16 protein-coding genes are annotated in these 20,052 nt (G+C 64.2%); 7 read left to right on the top strand and 9 right to left on the bottom strand.

Going from position 1 to position 20,052, the window contains the following annotated elements:
• Positions 1-138: 138 nt before the first annotated feature.
• Positions 139-1,491, bottom strand: a complete 1,353-nt coding sequence (locus tag AC1DE1_RS00320; RefSeq protein WP_441602755.1) for a GH1 family beta-glucosidase — start codon at positions 1,489-1,491, stop codon at positions 139-141.
• 149 nt (positions 1,492-1,640) lie between these two features.
• On the opposite strand from AC1DE1_RS00320, the gene AC1DE1_RS00315 reads away from it, so the two are divergent.
• Positions 1,641-2,732, top strand: coding sequence for an ABC transporter ATP-binding protein (locus AC1DE1_RS00315; protein WP_441602754.1), 1,092 nt, complete (start codon positions 1,641-1,643; stop codon positions 2,730-2,732).
• An 8-nt stretch (positions 2,733-2,740) separates the two neighbouring features.
• Here AC1DE1_RS00315 and AC1DE1_RS00310 read toward each other — a convergent pair whose 3' ends face one another.
• The 8 genes from AC1DE1_RS00310 to AC1DE1_RS00275 form a co-directional block, all read right to left on the bottom strand.
• Complete coding sequence (locus AC1DE1_RS00310) at positions 2,741-3,562, bottom strand: carbohydrate ABC transporter permease (protein ID WP_441602753.1); 822 nt, start codon at positions 3,560-3,562, stop codon at positions 2,741-2,743.
• Positions 3,559-4,437 (bottom strand): carbohydrate ABC transporter permease, encoded by an 879-nt coding sequence (locus AC1DE1_RS00305; protein WP_441602752.1) that lies wholly within the window; start codon positions 4,435-4,437, stop codon positions 3,559-3,561. Before AC1DE1_RS00305 ends, AC1DE1_RS00310 begins: the two co-directional genes overlap by 4 nt.
• Positions 4,434-5,744, bottom strand: a complete 1,311-nt coding sequence (locus AC1DE1_RS00300) for a sugar ABC transporter substrate-binding protein (RefSeq protein ID WP_441602751.1) — start codon at positions 5,742-5,744, stop codon at positions 4,434-4,436. Before AC1DE1_RS00300 ends, AC1DE1_RS00305 begins: the two co-directional genes overlap by 4 nt.
• Before the next feature lie 3 nt (positions 5,745-5,747).
• Entirely contained in the window at positions 5,748-7,205 is a 1,458-nt protein-coding gene (locus tag AC1DE1_RS00295) for a glucoamylase family protein (RefSeq protein ID WP_441602750.1), read from the bottom strand.
• A gap of 80 nt (positions 7,206-7,285) precedes the next feature.
• Complete coding sequence (locus AC1DE1_RS00290; RefSeq protein WP_441602749.1) at positions 7,286-10,315, bottom strand: TonB-dependent receptor; 3,030 nt, start codon at positions 10,313-10,315, stop codon at positions 7,286-7,288.
• Between the two features lie 32 nt (positions 10,316-10,347).
• Positions 10,348-11,394 (bottom strand): LacI family DNA-binding transcriptional regulator, encoded by a 1,047-nt coding sequence (locus AC1DE1_RS00285; RefSeq protein ID WP_441602748.1) that lies wholly within the window; start codon positions 11,392-11,394, stop codon positions 10,348-10,350.
• Positions 11,395-11,639: 245 nt separating this feature from the next.
• Complete coding sequence (locus AC1DE1_RS00280) at positions 11,640-12,431, bottom strand: carboxylesterase family protein (protein ID WP_441602747.1); 792 nt, start codon at positions 12,429-12,431, stop codon at positions 11,640-11,642.
• Positions 12,432-12,482: 51 nt separating this feature from the next.
• Entirely contained in the window at positions 12,483-13,052 is a 570-nt protein-coding gene (locus AC1DE1_RS00275) for a hydrolase (protein ID WP_441602746.1), read from the bottom strand.
• A 202-nt stretch (positions 13,053-13,254) separates the two neighbouring features.
• On the opposite strand from AC1DE1_RS00275, the gene AC1DE1_RS00270 reads away from it, so the two are divergent.
• The 6 genes from AC1DE1_RS00270 (at position 13,255) to leuB (ending at position 20,041) form a co-directional block, all read left to right on the top strand.
• Positions 13,255-13,809, top strand: a complete 555-nt coding sequence (locus AC1DE1_RS00270; protein ID WP_441602745.1) for a TetR/AcrR family transcriptional regulator — start codon at positions 13,255-13,257, stop codon at positions 13,807-13,809.
• A gap of 397 nt (positions 13,810-14,206) precedes the next feature.
• Positions 14,207-15,814 (top strand): 2-isopropylmalate synthase, encoded by a 1,608-nt coding sequence (locus AC1DE1_RS00265; protein ID WP_441602744.1) that lies wholly within the window; start codon positions 14,207-14,209, stop codon positions 15,812-15,814.
• Positions 15,815-15,830: 16 nt separating this feature from the next.
• A complete protein-coding gene (locus tag AC1DE1_RS00260) occupies positions 15,831-16,769 on the top strand; it encodes a branched-chain amino acid transaminase (RefSeq protein WP_441602743.1) in 939 nt (312 codons plus the stop codon).
• The gene (gene leuC / locus AC1DE1_RS00255) at positions 16,769-18,178 is read left to right on the top strand and encodes a 3-isopropylmalate dehydratase large subunit (RefSeq protein ID WP_441602742.1); all 1,410 of its coding nucleotides are present in this window, start codon (positions 16,769-16,771) and stop codon (positions 18,176-18,178) included. Before AC1DE1_RS00260 ends, leuC begins: the two co-directional genes overlap by 1 nt.
• A gap of 184 nt (positions 18,179-18,362) precedes the next feature.
• Positions 18,363-18,947 carry a 3-isopropylmalate dehydratase small subunit gene (gene leuD / locus AC1DE1_RS00250; protein ID WP_441602741.1) on the top strand — a complete coding sequence of 195 codons (585 nt, stop codon included), beginning with the start codon at positions 18,363-18,365 and terminating at the stop codon, positions 18,945-18,947.
• On the top strand, positions 18,944-20,041 hold the full coding sequence (gene leuB, locus AC1DE1_RS00245; RefSeq protein ID WP_441602740.1) for a 3-isopropylmalate dehydrogenase: 1,098 nt from the start codon (positions 18,944-18,946) through the stop codon (positions 20,039-20,041). Before leuD ends, leuB begins: the two co-directional genes overlap by 4 nt.
• Positions 20,042-20,052: the final 11 nt, after the last annotated feature.

Below are 20,052 nucleotides of genomic sequence, written 5' to 3'. Positions count from 1 at the left end.
CGCGATGTCGTCACCGCTCCGTGAGGTGGTCGCGCACAAGTGCGCTCCTACACGAGATCTGCGCACGCGGCCTGTCGTCGCCGCTCCGTCATCAGGCTGTCGCGCACAGGGTGCGCTCCCACAGTAAGCAGCCTGTTGTCAGGTATCCAGCACCGCGCCATGGGTTTCAATCACGCTCGCATAAAGCTTCGCCGTCGCCTTCGGCGTGCGTTTCTGCGTGGCGAAATCCACATGGTAGAGACCGAAGCGCTTGGCAAAACCCAGCGACCATTCGAGGTTGTCCAGCAACGACCACGCGTAATAGCCCTTGACGTTCACGCCTTGCTCGATGGCATGGTGCATCGCCTTGAGGTGCTCGCGCAGGTAGCTGCTGCGCAGCGGGTCTTGCACGATATCGCCCTCGGCCACGGGCGCGTCATAGAAAGCCGAACCGTTCTCGGTGACGTAGATGGGGATATCGCCGTAGCGATCCTTGAACCACGTGAACATGTCCGTGAAGCCCTGTGCATGCACTTCCCACCCTGTCTCCGTATACGTCGTGTTGGGCTGTTTCACCGGCACGGCTTTCAACGGATAGGCGTTCGGATCGTTCTTCACCACCGCACGCGTGTAGTAGTTGAGGCCGACAAAATCGACCTTCTGCTTGGTGAGCTTGAAGTCGTCTTCCGGGAAATCCGGCCAGGCAGGCCCAAAGATTTCCTTGAGCTCCGGCGGATAGCTGCCCAGCAGCGCGGGATCGGCGAACTGCTCGTTCATATAGGCATGCGCGCGGCGTGTGGCGGCGATGTCTTCCGGGCTGTTGGAGGCGGGATATTTCGGCTCGATATTGAACACCACGCCGATCTCGTGCTTGCCTTCCGCACGATATGCCTGGATGCCCGCACCGCTGGCGCGCATGAGATTGTGCGCGGCAATCGGCGCCTCGTACTTGCTGCGATGTCCCGGCGCCAGCGCGCCATGCAGGTAACCGCCATCGGTGACGACCCAGGGCTCGTTGAGCGTGGTCCAGCGCTTCACGCGGCCGTCCAGCGCCTTGTACATCACGCTGGCGTACTCGGCGAACCAGTGGGCGATATCACGATTGAGCCAGCCGCCACGGTCGTCCAGCGCCGCGGGCAAATCCCAGTGGAACAACGTGGCGTTGGGCTCGATGCCGTTTTCCAGCAACTCATCGACCAGGCGCGAATAGAAGTCCAAACCCTTCTGATTGATGCGACCGGTGCCTTCGGGCAAGACGCGCGCCCACGCAATGCTGAACCGGTAACCTTGCAGGCCGAGCGCGCGCATCAGCTGCACGTCATCCTTGTAGCGGTGGTAGTGATCGCAGGCGATGTCGCCGGTGTCGCCATTGGCCATCATGCCGGGCGTATGCGCGAAACGTTCCCAGATGCTCGGACCCGCGCCGTCGGCCAGGGGTGAGCCTTCGATCTGATAGGCCGAGGTCGCGGCGCCCCAATGGAAGCCTGGGGGAAAGCGATAGCTCTGGGTCATTGGAAAGAATCCCCTATGCCGCAGTGCGGCTTGATGTAAACGATTACATACTGAGAATAGCGGAGCGCGGCCGAGATGTGCACCGGTTGCATCCACATTCGTATACGGTGAGCCATGCAGCCGCCGGAAAGAAGGAGCGTCAGGCGTCGATGGCAACGGTGAATCTGGATCGCATCAGCAAGGTCTACTCCAACGGCCATATCGGTGTGGCCGAAGCAAGCTTCGATATCGCCGATGGCGAACTGCTTGTCCTGGTGGGCCCGTCGGGCTGCGGCAAGACCACGCTGCTGCGCATGATCGCGGGCCTGGAGTCGATTTCCTCCGGCACGCTGAGCATTGGCGGGCGCGTGGTGAACGAGGTCTCGCCGAAAGATCGCGACATCGCCATGGTGTTTCAGAACTACGCGCTGTATCCGCACATGACGGTGGCGGAGAACCTCGCCTTTGGCCTGCGCCTGCGCGGCAAGACCAAGGCGGAGATCGACCAGCGCGTCACGCAGGCTGCCAAACAGCTGGAAATCGAGCATCGCCTGACGTCGCTGCCGGCGGCGTTGTCCGGCGGCCAACGCCAGCGCGTGGCGCTGGGCCGCGCCCTGGTGCGCGAACCGAAGGTGTTTCTGCTGGACGAGCCGCTGTCCAACCTGGACGCCAAGCTGCGCCTGTCGATGCGCGTGGAAATCGCGCGCCTGCATCGCCAGCTCGGCGCCACCATGATTTATGTCACCCACGACCAGGTTGAAGCGATGACGCTGGGCCAGCGCATCGTGGTGCTCAACGGCGGGCAGATCCAGCAGATCGACACACCGATGGGGCTGTATGAAAAGCCCGCGAACCTGTTCGTGGCCGGTTTTCTTGGTTCGCCAGCGATGAATCTGCTGCGCGGTCCGCTGCGCCACGGCAACGGCTGGCAGCTCGACACGCCGCAAGGCAGCGTGCGATTGGGCGCGCTCGACGCGCAGACGCCCGAGCTGCTGCCGTGGATCGATCGCGAAGTGGTGATCGGCGTGCGTCCCGAAGATCTGCGTCCTGCGGGTGAAGCGAGCGCAACGCTGAGCGCCGTGCTGGAAGTGACCGAGCCGGTCGGCAACGAGATCTTCCTCAACCTGCGTCGCGGCGAGCAGTCGCTGGTTTCGCGCGTACCGCCCGGCGCGCTGCCCGAAGTCGGCAGCGTGATGCATTTCGAGCTGGCGCTTGATCGTCTGCATGTGTTCGACCCCCTCGCCGGCGCACGTATCGCCTGAGTGGACCATCACCCCTTCACGCTGCCCAGTAACAGTCCTTCGATGTAGTAGCGCTGCATCGCAAGGAACAAGGCAAGCACCGGTATCACGGTCACCACCGACCCGGCCATCATCAGCTCGCTGTCTTGCGCGTGCTCGCGCGAGAGCGAGGCCAATCCCAACGGCAGCGTGTAATGCTCCTGTCCGGTCAGCGCGATCAGCGGCCACATGAAATCGTTCCATGCGGTGAGAAAGGTGAAGATGGCCAGCGTCACCATGATCGGCTTGAGCAGCGGCAGCACGATCTGGCCGAAGATGCGCCACTCGCCCGCCCCGTCGATGCGCGCTGCTTCCAATAGCTCATCGGGAATGCCTCGTGCGTACTGGCGCACCAGGAAAATGCCGAAGGCGGTGGCCATCGCCGGCACGATTACCGCGCCGTAGCTGTTCACCATACCCATGTATTTCAGCATCAGGAACAAGGGCAGCATCGCCACCTGGGCCGGAATCACCAGCATGCCCAGCAGCACCTGGAACAGGCGTTCGCGTCCGGCGAAACGCAGTTTGGCAAAGGCATAACCGGCCATCACGTTGAAGGCGAGTGACAAGGCGGTGATCGCCGTCGATATCGCCAGGCTGTTGAACAGGTAGCGCCCCACGCCTGCGCGCAGGAACAGCACTTCGTAGTTGTGCCAGCTGGCATGCGCGGGCCACAGCGGCGGCGGCAGGTTGCTGGCCTCGCCCGGGCGCATGAACGACACCGAGAACATCCACAGCAGCGGAAACACCGCCACCAGCGTGCCGCCGATCAGCAAGCCGTAGATGACGGCTCGGGCGAAGCGCGGATTCATGCCGGCTCTCCGCGCCGGCCCACGCGCAACATCAGCGCGGTGACGACGAACATGATCACGAACAGCAGGAAGGCCACGGCCGAAGCGGTGCCGAAGTTCCACCATTTGAAGCCTTCGTTGTACATCAGGTACAGCACGCTGGTGGTGCTTTGCAGCGGGCCGCCTTCGGTCATTACATAAGGCTCGGCGAACAGCTGGAAATAGCCCGACACGGTGAGGATGCCCACCATCAGCAGGGTGGGCGCGAGCATGGGCAAGGTGATATGCCGGAACTGCTGCACCATCGAAGCGCCGTCGATGCGCGCCGCCTCGTAGAGGTCTCGCGGGATCGCCTGCAGACCGGCGAGGAAAATGATCATGTTGTAGCCGAAGTTTTTCCACACGGCGAACACGATGATCGACGGCATCGCCCAGTGCGGATCGCCCAGCCAGTCCACCGGGTGTATCCCGGCCAGACCCAGCGCGTAGTTCAACAAGCCGTACTTGGTGTTGAAGATGTAGCGCCACACCACCGCCACCGCGACGACCGTGGTGACGACCGGCGCGAACAGCGCGGTGCGGAACAAGGTCTTGAAGCGCACCAGCGGCGAGTTGAGCAGGAGCGCGGCGCCGAGCGAGACCATGATCGACAAGGGCACGCCGACGACCACGAAATACAGCGTATGCCCCAGTGCCGACCAGAACTTCGGCTGGTGCAGCAGATCCCAGTAATTGTTGAGCGCGACGAAGCGCAGGTGGCGGATATCCGCCAGGGCGTAGAGATCGTAGTCGGTGAGACTCAGTCCCAGCGCCGCCACTACGGGCAGCAGGAAGAACACGCCGAGCACCAGCAGTGCCGGCGCGAGAAACCACGAGGCGGCGCGCTGCCCATTCATGGCGAGGCCTCGGAAACGCGGGCGTGGTCGAGTATCCAGCGCCGTTTCTCGAGGATGCGATCGGCGCGGCGGTCGATTTCGGCAGCGGCCTGATCGATGGTCAACTCGCCCGCCACCGCCTGCGCGGCCACCAGCTGCATCTCGTTGGCGATCTGCTCCCATTCCGGCACGGGCGGGGTCGCCTTCACGTGTTCGAGCTGCTCGCGGAACGCCTGCACCTTGGGATCGGTACGCAGACTGCCGCCGTCCCAGGCGCTGCGCCGGGCCGGCATGTCGCCGAGCAGATCGTAGAAGCGCTGCTGCACGTCGGGGCGCGACAGGTATTCGATCAACGCCCACGCCTCATCCTTGTGCGCCGATCGGCGGAAGATCACCAGGCTGGAACCGCCTGCCGCACCTGTGCCGGCACCGTCGGGCCCGGGCAAGGGAGCGGTAGCCCATTCGTTCTCGCGGTCGGCGGGAAGACGCTGGCGGAACTCGCCGATGTTCCATGGACCGGAGAAATAGAACGCGTAGACGCCGCGCCCGAATTCTTCCCAGGGGTTGCCCGCTTCCACCGCGGTGATCGCCGGCGCCTGCTGCAAGCGGAACGTGTCCACATAAAACGCCAGCGCACGCTTGAAGCCGTCGCTGCGGAAATTGCCGTAGCGTCCACCGTCACGCAGCATCGATTCGGGCTGCTCCAGCGCCAGCGACATCAGCTGCTCGTATTCGTTGGTGGGCAGAAGAATGCCGTAGGTCCCCTTGCCCGGCTGGCTGAGCGCGGCGAGCATTTGTCGCCACTCGGCCCAGTTGCGCGGCGGTGCATCGAAGCCGGCGGCCTTCAACAGATCGCGGCGGTAGAACAACAGGCGCGTGTCGACATACCAAGGCACGCCGTAGAGCGCGCCGTCGATCAGGTTGGTCGACCAGATGTGGTCGAAGTAATCGTCGGGCTTTACCACCGTCGATGTCGCCACGCGTTGCTGCAATGGCGCCAGCGCCTGCAACGCGACGAACTCCGGCAGCCAGGTATTGCCGAGCTGGCTGAGGTCCGGCGTGGATCCGCCGGCAAACGCGGTGAGCAGCTTCTGATGTGCCGCGCTGAGCGGCAGCTGCTGCACCTTCACGTGAATGCCAGGATGCTCACGCTCGAACTCCGGCAGCAACTTCACCACCGCCTCGCCTTCGCGGCCGATGGTCCAGAAGGTGAGCGTGTGCGCGTCCTGCGAGGACGAGCAGCCCGCCAGCAGCAGCGCAGCGACGGACAGCAGGCGGCATGCCACCCGGCCCGTCGTTGCGTTGATGCGGCGAGACAGCTCAGGCATCGCTCATCGCTGCTTGGACTCCAGCCAGCCGCCGGTGAAGCCGGCGCGCTCCAGACCCTTGCGGACATACGGATTCTTGCGCATCACGTTCCATACAAAACCGCTGCGCCAGTTTTCAATCATCAACACGATGGGACCCTGGTCGATGCCGATCTGCTTGTCGTCCGCCCAACCCATGTTGGGCACGACGCGGCCTTCACTCGGCCTGGCGCCCGTATCGTAACTGGGGTTGAAGGCATCCACGAAACCGTACTTGCCATACACCGCGTCACCGTAGCGCTTCTTCATCTCCAATAGCGCCGGCACCACGATTTCCGGGGCAAACGCGATGGAGCCGATGGCGGCGGTGGGCGCGATGGTGCCGTCATCGGAAATGTAGTCGAGCCCGGCGCCACGTGCCGTATAGCCGTAGAACGCGCGCGTGCTGCCGTCGTCGCGTTTCACCACCGCGTCGCCCGGGCCGTTGCACGCGGTGAGGCCCCAGATGTTCTCGCCGTAGTCTTCCCAATGATTGGGATTGGCGATCGCATAGGAGCGCTGCGCGTAGGTCGCCTCGCGGCTGTTCTGGAAGTAGTCGGTGTTGTGATCCCGGCTCCAGGCATCCTGGATGCCACGGAAGTCGATCCAGCTGTGGCTGAACTGATGGCCGAACAGCGGCGCGAAGTTGAGGAAGGTGCGCCCCTGGAATTCCCCCCACTGCTTGGGATAGCTCTTGGCCCAGGCCTGCCACGCGTCATCGCTTACCGGATGCGTGGGCGATCCCATCGCCAGCACGTACACCATCATGCCTTCGTCGTAACCCTTCCAGTTGGCCGGGATGAACTTGCCGCCCGGCGTCCAGCCCATGCTGATCAACGGCGCCTTGGGCTGCATCCAGGTCCACTCGACGCGCTTGTAGATGGCGTCCGCCAGCTCGCGGATCTGCTTTTCCTTGGCGGAATGGCGATCGAAATACGTTTGCGCGAACAGCACGCCGCCGAGCAGCAGCGTGGTGTCCACGCTCGACAGCTCGACGCCGCGCCCATAGCGCTTGCCGGTCTTCATGTCGAGGAAGTGGTAGAAGAAGCCGTGATAGCCGCTGGCGTCGTCTTCGCTGTCGTTCTGCGTCGCGTCGTTGAAGAAGCGCAGCGTGGCCAGCGTGCGATCCGCCGCTTGCTCGCGCGTTACATAGCCGCGCTCCGCACCCACGCCATAGGCGGTCAGGCCGAAACCCACCGAGGCGATGCTGGCGAACGACTCGCCCGGCCAATGATCGGGAATCAATCCCGTCTTCGGATCGGCGCTGTCCCAGAACCACTGGAACGTGCGCTGTTCCAGTTCATCGATGGCGGCGCGCTGGTCTTTGGGAAGCGCGTTGTACTTGAGCCCGGCGGCGGCATCCGACGCAGGGGCCGCCCAGGCAGTGCCGATGGCGAGCGTGAGAGCGCCGACCAGGACGGCGCGAAGGAGAGGCTTGATCATGATCGGCTGCTCTTTAAAGAGAGGCCCGCAATATGCGGGCCTCGAAGTGCCGTCATCATGACGGCCATGGGGGGTGCCACTTAGAAGTTGATACCTGCAGTGACCTTGAGCGTACGCGGGTAACCCGTGATATCGCCCGTGGGGTTGTAGATCACCTGACGCTTGTTGAGCACACCATTGTTGCCGATGGTCTCGATGTAGTTGACGTAGTTGTTCCAGTTGAACGCATTGAGCAGGTCGATGCGCACATAGGCGTTGAGGTTTCCGTAGACCTTGAAGTTCTTGGTCGCCTGGAAGTCGATGTCGCGGTAACCGAACACCTTGCCACCGATCAGGAACTTGCCTTCGCCCGGCGGACGGACCGCAAAGTTCAGGCAGCCGCCGCCGTTGGTGAAGCCGCTGTCGTAGCCTGGCGCGGGTGCGCCATAGCAGGACAGGCCCAGATCGGGTACCGGGGTGGCCAGCGTCAGCTTGCTGCCGAACACGAAGCCCCACGGGCCGTCGAGCGAGCCGGTCGCCACCAGGCGATGCTTGGCGACGCCCGGAGCCGCCGAGTACGGATAGTTGCCGATCTTCTCGTAGTCAAACGCGTACTGGTCGGTCGGGTCGTTGTTGTCGTTGTTCTGCACGGCGTTCGTGTAGGTGTACGCGAACGAAGCGCTCCAGTGCGAATCCACCGTATAGGGCTTTTCGGCAGAGATCAGGAACTGGTTGGTCTTGGTCTGCAGGCCGTTGTTGCCGATGATCAGCGTGCCGTAACCCGGGATGCCGAAGCTCCACGGCTGGCTGCCGCCACCCCAGAAGGTGCCGTCCGGACGACGGTTGCCCAGCGTATAGACGATGCCGTCGTGGCTCTTGATGTTCACGAAGGCGACGCTGGTGTTCCACTCGCCGATCTTGTTGCGCATGCCGATGCTCAGCTGATCGGAATACGGCGCCTTGAGGTTGTTGTTGATCATGTCAACTTCCTTGCCCGCGTTGCTGTTGGCAACGAGCGCTTGCAGGGCAGGAATGCTCAGGTAGGCCGGGTTCCATGCCAGGCAGGTGGCGCTGGGCGTGCACGGCTGCGATGGCGTGTTGAAGAACAGCGTGGGCTGCGACAGCACCGACTTGGTCTCTTCGACCTGCAGCGATTCGTACAGGTTGCGATCGTACGAGCGGCCCCAGCCGCCGAAGATCACATGCTCTTCGTCGCCGAACAGATCGTTGGAGAAGCCCAGGCGCGGCTGGATTTCGTTCTTCTTCGCCTTGCGGTTGTTGCCGTTGCTGATGTAGTCGTTGATGTTCACGCCGCCCAGGGCGAGCGACTGCGCATAGGTCTGGCCCGCCGGTCCGTTCGGATCCTGCGAATTGAGCGCGGACACCACGCCAGCCGGCGTCTGGTAGTCGAGGTACGAAGGCGTCTTCTCATAATCCCAGCGCACGCCCAGGTTGAACGTCCAGTGGTCGTCGACCTGCCAGTCATCCTGGATGTACGTGCCGAACTGCTGGTCACGGCTGGTCGCCACCGGGCTCTGGCCCGGCGTCGGGTTGCCGAACTGCACCTTGTACGGAATCGACTCGGTGCCGTTTGGACCCACCGCATAGGTGTACAGCGCGTTGGTGTCGCCCGCGTCCTGCGCGGTCAGCTTCACCGACTTGAACTTCACGCCCATCTTGATCACGTGGTCGCCATGCCACTGGATGTCGTTGAGGGTGAAATCGTCGGAGATGGCCGGGCCCTTCTGGCCCTTGTTCTGATACGACAGCGGCGAGGAGCCGTCCACGAGCAGCGTGGAGTTCTGGTCGCTGGCGTCGGTGTACGACGCGCCGTAGCCCGTGGTGATGGGCGTGGGGTTGTACTGGGCGTCTTCGTACGTGGCCTGCAGGCGGTTGAACCAGCTGTCGGTGCTGTGATCCCAACGCAGGTCGAAGCGCTTGTCGGTGTTGCGCGTATTGAGCGAGGCATTGGCCGTGCTGTTGCCGCCGATACCGCTGATGGCGGTTTCGTCACGGTACTTGCCGCTCACTTCGATGCGGTCGCGGTCGGTCGGCTCCCAGTCCACCTTGCCGAACCAGTTGTTCTCCTTGAACGGCAGGTTGGCCGGGCCGATGCCGGCCTGCGCGCTCGCCGGCAGGTTTGCCCACAGGGCGGAGTTGCCCGTGGGTACCACGGTGATGGGGCTGTTGAATTCCTTGCCTTCATAGGCAAGGTAGAAATGCGCCTGATCCTTGAGGATGGGGCCGCCGATGTCGAAGCCGTAATCCTTCTCTTTGGAATCGACTTTCTTGTTGTTCGCCTGCTCAGAAGGCGTCTCTGCGCGCATGGCCGTGTTGGTGAAGCTGCCGAACACGTCGCCGTGGAACTCATTGGTGCCCGACTTGGTTTCGGCCGTCACCGCAGCGCTGGAGAGCTGGTCGTACTCGGCCTTGTAGTTGGACGTGATGACCTTGTACTCGGCCACCGCCAGCTGCGGGAACGGATTGCCCTGGCTGTTGTTCTGGCCGGTGACGCCGCCGGGCAGCACGTAGTTCTTCTGGCCCACGCCGTCGATATAGACGTTGATGTTGGAGCTGGCCTGCGCGCCCGAACGAAGGCTGGTGTTGCCGTTGGCGTCGCGCGTGAACACCATGCCCGGCACGGTGTCGGCGAATTCGAGGAAGTTGCGCGACGCAGCCGGCGTGGTTTCGATTTGGCGCAGGGACACCAGCTGGCCCACTTCGGAGGTCTTCACTTCCTCCAGCGTGGTGGCCGACACCGTCACGCCACCCAGGTTCTGCGCATTGGCTTCGGCCGGAGTCGCTGCAGCGGCCTGCTGCGCCGTGAGGTTCAGGGTGAAGGTGGAAGCCACCGTCACCGTCACCGTGCGCGCGGTGCCCGGACCGGCATCCACCTGATAGGTGCCCGGCGGCAGACCGACCAGCGCGAAGCTGCCGTCCTTGTCCGAATGCGTGCGGCGGGTAGCGCCCGTGGCGGTGTTCTTGGCCACCACGTCGACATCGGCGGGAGCCTGGCCACGAATGTTCGCATCCGAGCTCTGCGCCCACGAGATGGCCGGCGCGGAAGAAGCCATCGCGAGGGCAATGGCGGTAGCTAGTAAACGTTTACTTTTTTGGCGTTGAATATTCATAAGGTGTCTCCCCTCCCACAAAAGGCCGCCGCTCAGACGAGCGCCGGAGGCTGTTTCGTTGCTACGTTGGTCTGATGAGCTCCGCACGAATCGCGCACGACGACGTCGCAACGCAAAGTGCGGCTGTTGGAGCCGGTGTGCCCCTTGCCTTCCATGAGCTCGGTGAGCAGGAGCAGTGCGCTCTTGCCCAAATCTGCAATGCTGACGCCCACGGTGCTGAGCGAAGGCGAAACGTACCGTGCGATCAGGATGTCGTCGAAACCGGCCAACGCGATGTCCTCGGGGACTTTCACGCCAGCCTCTTTGAATGCCATCAGGCACCCCACCGCCGTCATATCGTTGGCAGCGAACACGGCACGCGGACGCGTCGCCTGCGCCAGTATTTCCTGGCCGGCCCGATAACCCGATTCCTCGGTGAAGTCGCCGGCAATGATGTTGAGCGTGGCCTTGGGCGCGTGCCTGGCCATCGCCGCGCGATAGCCTTTCTCGCGCTCTTGCGCGTCGTAGTTGCCGGCCGGGCCAGTGATGAAGGCCACCGATTCGTGGCCGGCATCGAGCAGATGCTTCACCATCGCCTGGGCGCCGGCGATGTTGTCGATGTTGATCGACGGATAACGCGCATGGTCGACCGGGCTGTCCAGCAGCACGGCCGGCAGGTCCGAGGGCAGGTTCCGGTCAAGGAACGGGCCATCGACGAATTCGGAAAGAATGATCATGCCGTCCACGCGGCCACGCATGGTGCGCACCGCCACCGCCGCGTCTTCCACGCCGTCGTGCGAGCTGGATACGAGCAGATGCAGGCCCTTGGCGCGTGCCGCCAGATCGATGCCGCGGATCAGTTCGGAGAAGAACTCACCGTACAGGTCGGGCAGCACCGCCCCGATCGTGTGGGTGCGGCCGGTGATCAGGCTGCGCGCGGCAGAATCGGGAACGTAGTGCAGATGAGCCGCCGCCTTGCGCACGGCATTTTGCGTTTCCGTCGTGACCCCGCCCAGGCCATTGAGCACACGGGACACCGACGCGATCGAGACTTTCGCCTCCCGCGCCACATCCTTGATGGTGGCCTTCTTGGTGGTCACATCGGCTCCTAGGACAGGGCGGCAGGGGATTCCCCGGCGGCGCTGCGGCGGAACGTAAACGTTTTCATGGAAACTTGTAAAGCCACCATTTCGGGCTTTTTTCGCTGCGCTGCAATACTTTCAAGCATAAAAACTTGCGAGCCGGGGACACAGCAACGCTGCCGCCTAGGCCGTCGGCCATATGGCGTCGCAACATCGAACGCTAAAATTTCGGTGGGGAACCAGACACGGTTGTGAACGAACCGTCAGCCTGCCGTAGCTTTGCGATGCGCAAACATCCATGGCCATAGCGCCGGCGAGTCGTAGGTCGGCACCCAGGAACCATGGTTCACACCGGGAAATTCGGTGTAACGCACTTCATCGCCGGCGCGGGTAAGCGCCTTGTTCATGGCCCGCGAATCGGCCGGCGGTACCTGGTCGTCGATCGCGCCATGGAAGATCCACATCGGCGTCGGCCTCACCCGGTTCGCCACCCAGGCGTAGGGATCGGCACCACTGGGCACGCCGTAGACCTTCAGTTCGGGCATGTCGTCGAGCCCGAGGATGCCGCCGCACACGGGCGCGGCAGCAGCGAACATGCCCGGATGATCGACCGCCAGCTGCCACACGCCATAACCGCCCATCGAGAGGCCGGTCAGGTAGAGCCGCGATCGATCGCCGTGATAGGTCGCGATGCTCTGCTCGAGAGCGGCCACGGCGGCGCGCTCCACTTCACCGCTCCACACCGTGTCGTCGGGCGCCTGGGGCGCCACCACCACGGCAGGAAATTCATCGCCATGTTTGGCCAGCCACGGCGGCAGGCCCTGCTTGAGCTGGGCTTCGTTGTCGTTGCCGCGCTCGCCGCTGCCGTGCAGGAACAACACCACCGGCCACGGGCGATCCGCCGTCCAGCCGGTGGGCACGAACACCTGGAAGGGATAGCGGTGACCATCCACCGTCACTTCGCTGGCGACGAAATGCGCGTCAGCGGCGTGCGTCGATCCGGCCAGGCCAAGCAGCAGCGAGGCTGCCATCCATCCCACGCGCTTCATCAGCATGTTCGTACTCTCCGTCAGTCGATGCCCGGAGAGTACAGACCCTTCGACGGATCAGGCCAGAGCAGCAAGAACCTGCTCCGTGGACCGCACGCGACCCAGGCGCGGGAAGATGTGCTCCACCGCGAAACGATGATGCGCGGCATCGCCCGAGCTCATGGCGTCTTCCACCAGCACCTGGTTGAAGCCCAGCTCGAAGGCCTGGCGAGCGGTGGATTCCACGCCGATATTGGTGGAAATGCCGGCCAGCACGATCTGCGTGATGCCGCGACGGCGCAGCTGCAACTCCAGTTCGGTGCCGTAGAACGCGCCCCACTGGCGCTTGGTGATGTGCAGGTCGCCCTCGGCCACGGCCAGTTCATCGGCGTAGTCCCACCAGTTGTCCGGCAGGGTGAAGTTGCGTGCAGGCTCGTCCGTCAGCGGACGCAACATGTCGCCGGCGTCGGCCGACCAGCCCACGCGCACCAGCGCCACGGGCGCCTTCAACTCGCGAAAACGCGCCGCCAGGCGACCGGCACGCTGAAAGACTTCAGCGCTCGCATGGGGGCCCGCGCCAAACGGGGCAATGCCCTTCTGCAGGTCGATCAGGACGAGCGCGGTGGTGCGGGGATCAAGCTTTTCCATGGGAGAACTCCAGCGATGTGCAGGGATCAGGCAGGGATTGCGCCGGCATCAACGTACAATCGACCCTGTTCGGGCCGCGCCCATGCGCCGGCTTTCAAGACTATTATGTGAGGACAGCCTCACATTGGAGTTTATGAGGATGTCCTCGCAAAACACAAGCCAGGGGGCGCGAGCGCCCAGCCGTCGCCGGGGCCACGAACGCGTGGCGGCGCTGCTTTCTGCGGCATCGGATTGCTTCGTCGAAAAAGGTTTCGATGCCACCACCATGACCGAGATCGCGGCTCGCGCTCAGGCCTCGATCGGCTCGCTCTATCAGTTTTTCCCTACCAAGGAGGCCGTTGCCGAGGCGCTGATCACCCAGCATGCCAACGGACTGAACGAGCGCATGGAGACCCTGGTCGCGCAAACGCCGAACTGGTCGACGGAGGAACTTGCGGCGCGGCTGATCCGCGCGTTCGCCGATTACCGCAAGCAGCATCCGGCCTTCGCCACCCTGGTCGAGGCCGCCGGTTCGCTGCCCTCGATGCTGGGCCGCACCATTCGCCAGCGCATGCGCGATTATTTGAGTCAGATTATCGCCATTCACGCGCCAGGGATTGCCGCAGGCGAGCTACGTCCGGCGGCGATGGTGGTGCAGCAATTCATGAAGGCCGCTGTCGCGCTCGAAAGCGAGCAACCGGCGAACCTGCGCAAGGCCGCGCAAAACCAGCTGCAGCAAGCACTTTCGCTCTATCTGCGAGAACTCGCGTCGCGCTGATTGCGGCGACAACTGTGTCGCACGTGCAACACGTGCGTAGGACGTCCAGCCATCTGGACGTCCGAATGCCTAACTCGACACGCGATTTAAACATTTTCAAAAGAAACTGTTGACAACCCGTCGGACGGGCCATTAGGTTCGTCTGCATGTCGCAGCGCAACAGCCATGACCGCATTGCCGAACCGATCCGTCCCCCGACGGTCGCCGGCCTGCTGCGACTTCGCACCAACCTCCTTCTTGCCCTTGTACTCGTACTCCTTATTACCAACGGAGGTGCGGGCTGAGGGCGTGTGTCCAGGTAACTAGAAAGACCACCTGAATACGACCAAAGAACCCCGCACCCGGTAACGGATGCGGGGTTTTTTGTTGCCCAAGGCGTGTGCCCATGGAGCCAGCGATGAACCCCGATAACACCCCGCCCCAGAGCGGCAACAGCGAGAACAGCGACGTGGGCGACGTAGCCGCCGAACGCCTGCGCATTTTCGATACGACCCTGCGCGATGGCGAGCAGGCACCCGGCTTTTCGATGGATCGCCGGGCCAAACTCCGCATGGCGCATGCGCTCGAGGCGCTGGGTGTGGACATCATCGAGGCCGGCTTCCCCAGCGCCTCGCCGGACGATTTCGCCTCGGTCGCGGAGATCGCCCGGGTGCTGCGCGGCCCTACCGTATGCGGCCTGGCACGCTGCCACGACAACGACATCGACGCCTGCGGCCGCGCGCTGGAAGTGGCGCGCCACGGACGCATCCACCTGTTCCTGTCCACCAGCCCGCTGCATCGCGAGCACAAGCTCAACATGAGCAAGCAGCAGGTGATCGACACGGCCTGCGCCGCCATCGAGCGGGCCAAAAAGCTGTGCCACGAGGTGGAGTTCTCCGCCGAAGACGCCATGCGCACCGAACCGGAGTACCTGGTCGAGGTGTTCAGCGCGGCCATCGCCGCCGGCGCCACCACGGTGAACGTGCCCGATACCGTCGGCTACACCACGCCCATCGAAATGGCCGAGCGCATCACCTACCTGCGCCAGCACGTGCGCGGGGCGGACCAGGTGATCTTCTCCACTCACTGCCACGACGACCTGGGCATGGCGGTCGCCAACAGTCTCGCCGGTGTTGCCGCCGGTGCGCGCCAGGTCGAATGCACCATCAACGGCATCGGCGAGCGCGCCGGTAACGCCTCGATGGAAGAAGTGGTGATGGCGTTGCGTGTGCGCGCTGCCTACTTCGGCGTGGATACCGGCATCGACGCGCGCAAGCTCTATCCCACCTCGCGCCTGCTGACCCAGCTGACCGGCCAAGCCGTCGCGCGCAACAAGGCCGTGGTCGGCGACAACGCGTTCGCGCACGAGTCCGGCATCCATCAGCACGGCATGCTCAAGCATCGCGGCACGTACGAAATCATGCGTCCGCAAGACGTGGGCATGGGCGAGACGCGACTGGTGCTGGGCAAGCACTCGGGCCGCCATGCGCTGCGCCAGCGTCTGCAGAGCCTGGGCCACGAGGTGGAAGAGGCCGCAATGGACAGCATCTTCGCGCGCTTCAAGGCGCTGGCCGACAAGAAGCGCGAAGTGCACGACCAGGACCTGGAAGCGATCGCGCTGGGCATGGATCCGGAAGCCACCGGCCCCTGGCGCATCGTGCAGCTCAACACCAACTCTCATCTGGGCGGCAGCGCGTCGGCCTCGGTGAAGCTCACCCATGACAGCGGCCATGAAGTGGGTGAAGCGGCGATCGGCGACGGCCCGGTCGATGCCGTGCTGCGTGCCATCGAGCGCGCTACCGGCACCTCGCTCGACGTCACCCAGTTCCAGGTGCGCGCCGTGAGCGAGGGCGGCGACGCGCAAGGCCAGGCCCAACTCACTGCGCGCCACGCCGAGCGCGACTGGCGTGGCTCCGGCGTAAGCACCGACATCATCGAAGCGACCGCACATGCCGCGCTCGCCATCGTCAACCGCATCGAACGACAACAACCCGTGTCGCCACGGGCTGCGGTCGCGAGCCTGTGAAACCGAGGAGCACCAAATGACGACGCCCTTCCTCTGGCACAACGGCCAGATCAAACCCTGGACCGAGGCTACGGTCCACGTCAGCACCCACGCGCTGCACTACGGCTCCTCGGTATTCGAAGGCGAGCGCGTATATGCGACGCCGCAGGGCCCGGCCTATTTCCGCCTCGCCGATCACACGCGCCGCCTGTTCGAATCGGCGCGCATCTACGAGATCGAGATCGGCTACAGCGAAGACGAGATCAACGCGGCCTGCCATGAAGTGATCCGCGCCAATCGCATGAAGTCGGCCTATGTGCGCCCCATCGTGTTCCGCGGCGCAGGCGGCCTGGGCGTGCTGCCGAAGACCGATTCGCCGGTGGACGTGGCGATCATGGCGCTGGAATGGGGCGCGTATCTCGGCGAAGCACTGGAGCACGGTGCCGACGTGTGCGTGTCCTCCTGGCAGCGCCCCGCACCGAACACCTTTCCCAGCTGGGCCAAGGCCGGCGGCAATTACCTCAGCAGCCAGCTGATCGCGCTCGAGGCGCGTCGCGGCGGCTACGCCGAAGGCATCGCGCTGGGTCATAACGGCCTGCTGAGCGAAGGCGCGGGCGAAAACCTGTTCCTGGTGAAGAACAACAAACTGCTCACGCCACCGACCAGCGCGGGCATCCTCGCCGGCATCACCCGCGAGTCGGTGATCACGCTGGCCGGCGAACTGGGCATCGTGGTGGAAGAACGCGACCTGCCGCGCGAAGCGCTATACACCGCCGACGAGATCTTCATGACCGGCACCGCGGCGGAAATCACGCCAGTGCGTTCGGTCGATCGCAAGCCGGTGGGTGCAGGACGTCCGGGCGACGTCACACGCGCACTGCAGAAGGCGTTCTTTGGCTTGTTTGATGGCACCACAGCTGACCAGTGGGGCTGGCTCACGCCCGTCCAGATCGAAGCAGCGCAGGAGGCTGCGTAATGGCAAAGACATTGTTTGAAAAAGTGTGGGACGCCCATGTCGTCGCCGCTGAAAGCGCCGACACCCCCGCAATCCTCTACGTCGATCTGCACCTGGTGCATGAAGTCACCTCGCCGCAGGCCTTCAGCGAACTGCGCGAGCGCGGTCTGAAGCTGCGTCGCCCCGATCGCATGCTGGCAACGCTCGATCACTCCACGCCCACCCTGCCCGCCGGCGCCGACGGCGAGCGTCCCTACGCGAACGCCGAAGCCAAGGCGCAGGTGTCGCAGCTGGAAACCAATTGCCGCGAATTCGGCGTTGAACTACACGGCTGGAACAGCAGCGATCGCGGCATCGTGCATGTGTTCGGCCCGGAACTGGGTGCGACCCAACCCGGCATGACCATCGTCTGCGGCGACAGCCACACCTCCACCCACGGTGCGTTCGGTGCGCTGGCATTCGGCATCGGCACCACGGAAGTCGGTCACGTGATGGCCACGCAGTGCCTGCTTCAGCGCAAGGCGAAAACGCTGGCCATCCATGTGGACGGTCATCTGTCCGCGGGCGTAGGTGCGAAGGACCTGATCCTGCACATCATCGGCGAGATCGGCGTGGACGGTGGCACTGGCTACGTCATCGAATATCGCGGCGACGCCATCGAGCAGCTGTCGATGGAAGAGCGCATGACGGTGTGCAATATGTCGATCGAAGCGGGCGCACGTGCAGGCATGATCGCGCCCGACGAAACGACATTCGCCTGGCTGAAGGGCCGTCCCCGTTCGCCGCAGGGCGCCGCCTGGGACGAAGCCGTCGCACGCTGGAAGTCGCTGCGCACGGACGATGGCGCCGAGTACGACCGCGAAGTGCGCATCGACGCGAGCAAGGTGCGTCCCACCGTCACCTATGGCACGCATCCGGGCATGGCCATCGCGATGGACAAGCCGGTTCCCGCGGCACGCAATGCTCAGGAAAAGCGCGCGCTGGATTACATGAAGGCCGAGGCCGGCAAGCCGATGCAGGGCACGCCGGTCGACGTGGTCTTCGTCGGTAGCTGTACGAACTCGCGCCTTTCGGATCTGCGCGAGGCCGCTCACGTACTGCGCGGTCGTCGCGTCGCCGATGGTGTGCGCATGCTGGTGGTGCCGGGTTCCGAAGCGGTGCGCCGCGACGCGGAGAACGAAGGCTTGCATCACGTATTCACCGCTGCAGGTGCCGAGTGGCGTGAGCCCGGTTGCTCGATGTGCATCGCCATGAATGGCGACTTCGCGCAGCCGGGACAGTTGGTGGTGAGCACCTCAAACCGCAACTTTGAAGGTCGCCAGGGCAAGGGCGCGCGCACGGTTCTGGCGAGTCCGGCCACGGCGGCAGCATCGGCCGTCGCGGGGCGCATTGCCGATCCGCGTGAGTATGCGACGGAGGTGGCCGCATGAAGGGGCGAGCTTTTCTTCCTCTCCCCTCCGGGGAGAGGACTGAGGTGAGGGGTCACTCTTGCCTCGGTCAAACATCAGAGCGCGCTTCGATGTGCGTTCCCGCGAGCACCCGCCCCTCATCCGCCCCTTCGGGGCACCTTCTCCCCGGAGGGGAGAAGGGACTTTGTCCTTCGGAGGTTTTTTAATGCGCCCGATCACCCGCCTCCACTCCCGCACCGCCGTGCTGCCGGACGAGAACATCGACACCGACCGCATCATCCCCGCGCGCTTCCTCACCACCACCGAGCGCGCCGGCCTGGGCAAGCTGTGCTTCAACGACTGGCGCTATCAGGCCGACGGCAGCGACAACCCGGCCTTCCCGCTCAATCAGCCACAGGCGAAAGGCTGCTCGATCCTCATCGCCGGCCGCAATTTCGGTTGCGGCTCCTCGCGCGAACACGCGCCGTGGGCGCTGCTCGACTACGGCATCCAGGCGGTGCTGTGCAGCGAGATCGCCGACATCTTCCGCAACAACGCGCTGAAGAACGGCCTGCTTGCCATCGTGCTGGACGAAGCCGAACACCGCTGGCTGCTGGAACACCCGGGCATCGAGCTGTCCATCGACGTGAAGGAACAAGTGATCGCCCTGCCCGACGGCGGCCATATCCATTTTCAGCTCGAAGCATTTGCCCGCCACTGCCTGCTCAACGGCGTGGACCAGCTTGGGTACCTGCAGCAACACAGCGACGCCATCACCGCCTACGAACAACGCACGGAGAAAGCTGCATGAGAGCGCACATCGTCACCCTGCCCGGCGACGGCGTCGGCCCCGAGGTCACTGCAGCGGCCGTGGCCGTGCTCGATGCCGTGGCAGCGCACTACGACCATCACTTCCATTTTGAAGAACACCAGATTGGCGGTTGCGCCATCGATGCCACCGGCGAGCCATTGCCCAAGGCCTCCCTGGAAGCCTGCAAGGCCGCCGACGCGGTGTTGCTCGGTGCGGTCGGTGGCCCGAAGTGGTCCGACCCGAGTGCACCGGTGCGTCCCGAGCAGGGTCTGCTGGCGCTGCGTGCCGCGCTGGGCGTCTACGCCAACCTGCGACCGCTGCAGGTGCATCCCGCGCTGGCCGAGCTGTCGCCGCTGAAGAACGAAAAGCTGAAAAACGTCGACGTGCTGTTCGTACGCGAACTCACCGGCGGCGCGTACTTCGGTGCCAAGACACGCACCATCGACACCGCCATCGACGAATGCAAGTACACCGTGGCTGAAGTCGAGCGCGTGACGCGTCGCGCATTCCAGCTGGCACGGGAACGCCGCAAGCACGTCACCTCGGTGGACAAGGCCAACGTGCTGGAAACCTCGCGCTTGTGGCGCAGCACCGTGCAGCGCATCGCCGGTGAATTTCCCGATGTGAAGCTGGAACACCAGCTGGTCGATTCGATGGCCATGCTGTTGCTGACCCAGCCTGGCAAGTACGACGTGGTGGTCACCGAGAACCTGTTCGGCGACATCCTCACCGATGAAGCCGCCGCGCTGGCCGGCTCGCTGGGCCTGCTGCCTTCGGCGTCGCTGGGCGAAGGCAAGGGTGGACTGTATGAGCCCATCCACGGCTCCGCGCCGGATATCGCCGGCCAGGGCGTGGCCAATCCGATTGGCGCCATTCTTTCCACCGCGATGCTGCTGCGCCATTCGCTGGGGCTGGAAGAAGAAGCGACTACGGTGGAAGCGGCCGTGGCCGAAGTGCTGGAGCACGGTCCGCATACCCGCGACATCGGCGGCGACGCCGGCACGCAGCAGGTATTGGAAGCGGTGTTGGCCGCCATCGACGAACACGCCTGCAACGCGGCAGCTTTTCTTCGCTGGGGCCGCGCCTGTGGCTGAGTCATTCGAGC

The organism is Dyella sp. 05T440 (genome assembly GCF_056395965.1).
The sequence above is the reverse complement of the archived record's forward strand: the minus strand, read 5'-3'. Positions and strand labels throughout refer to the sequence as shown.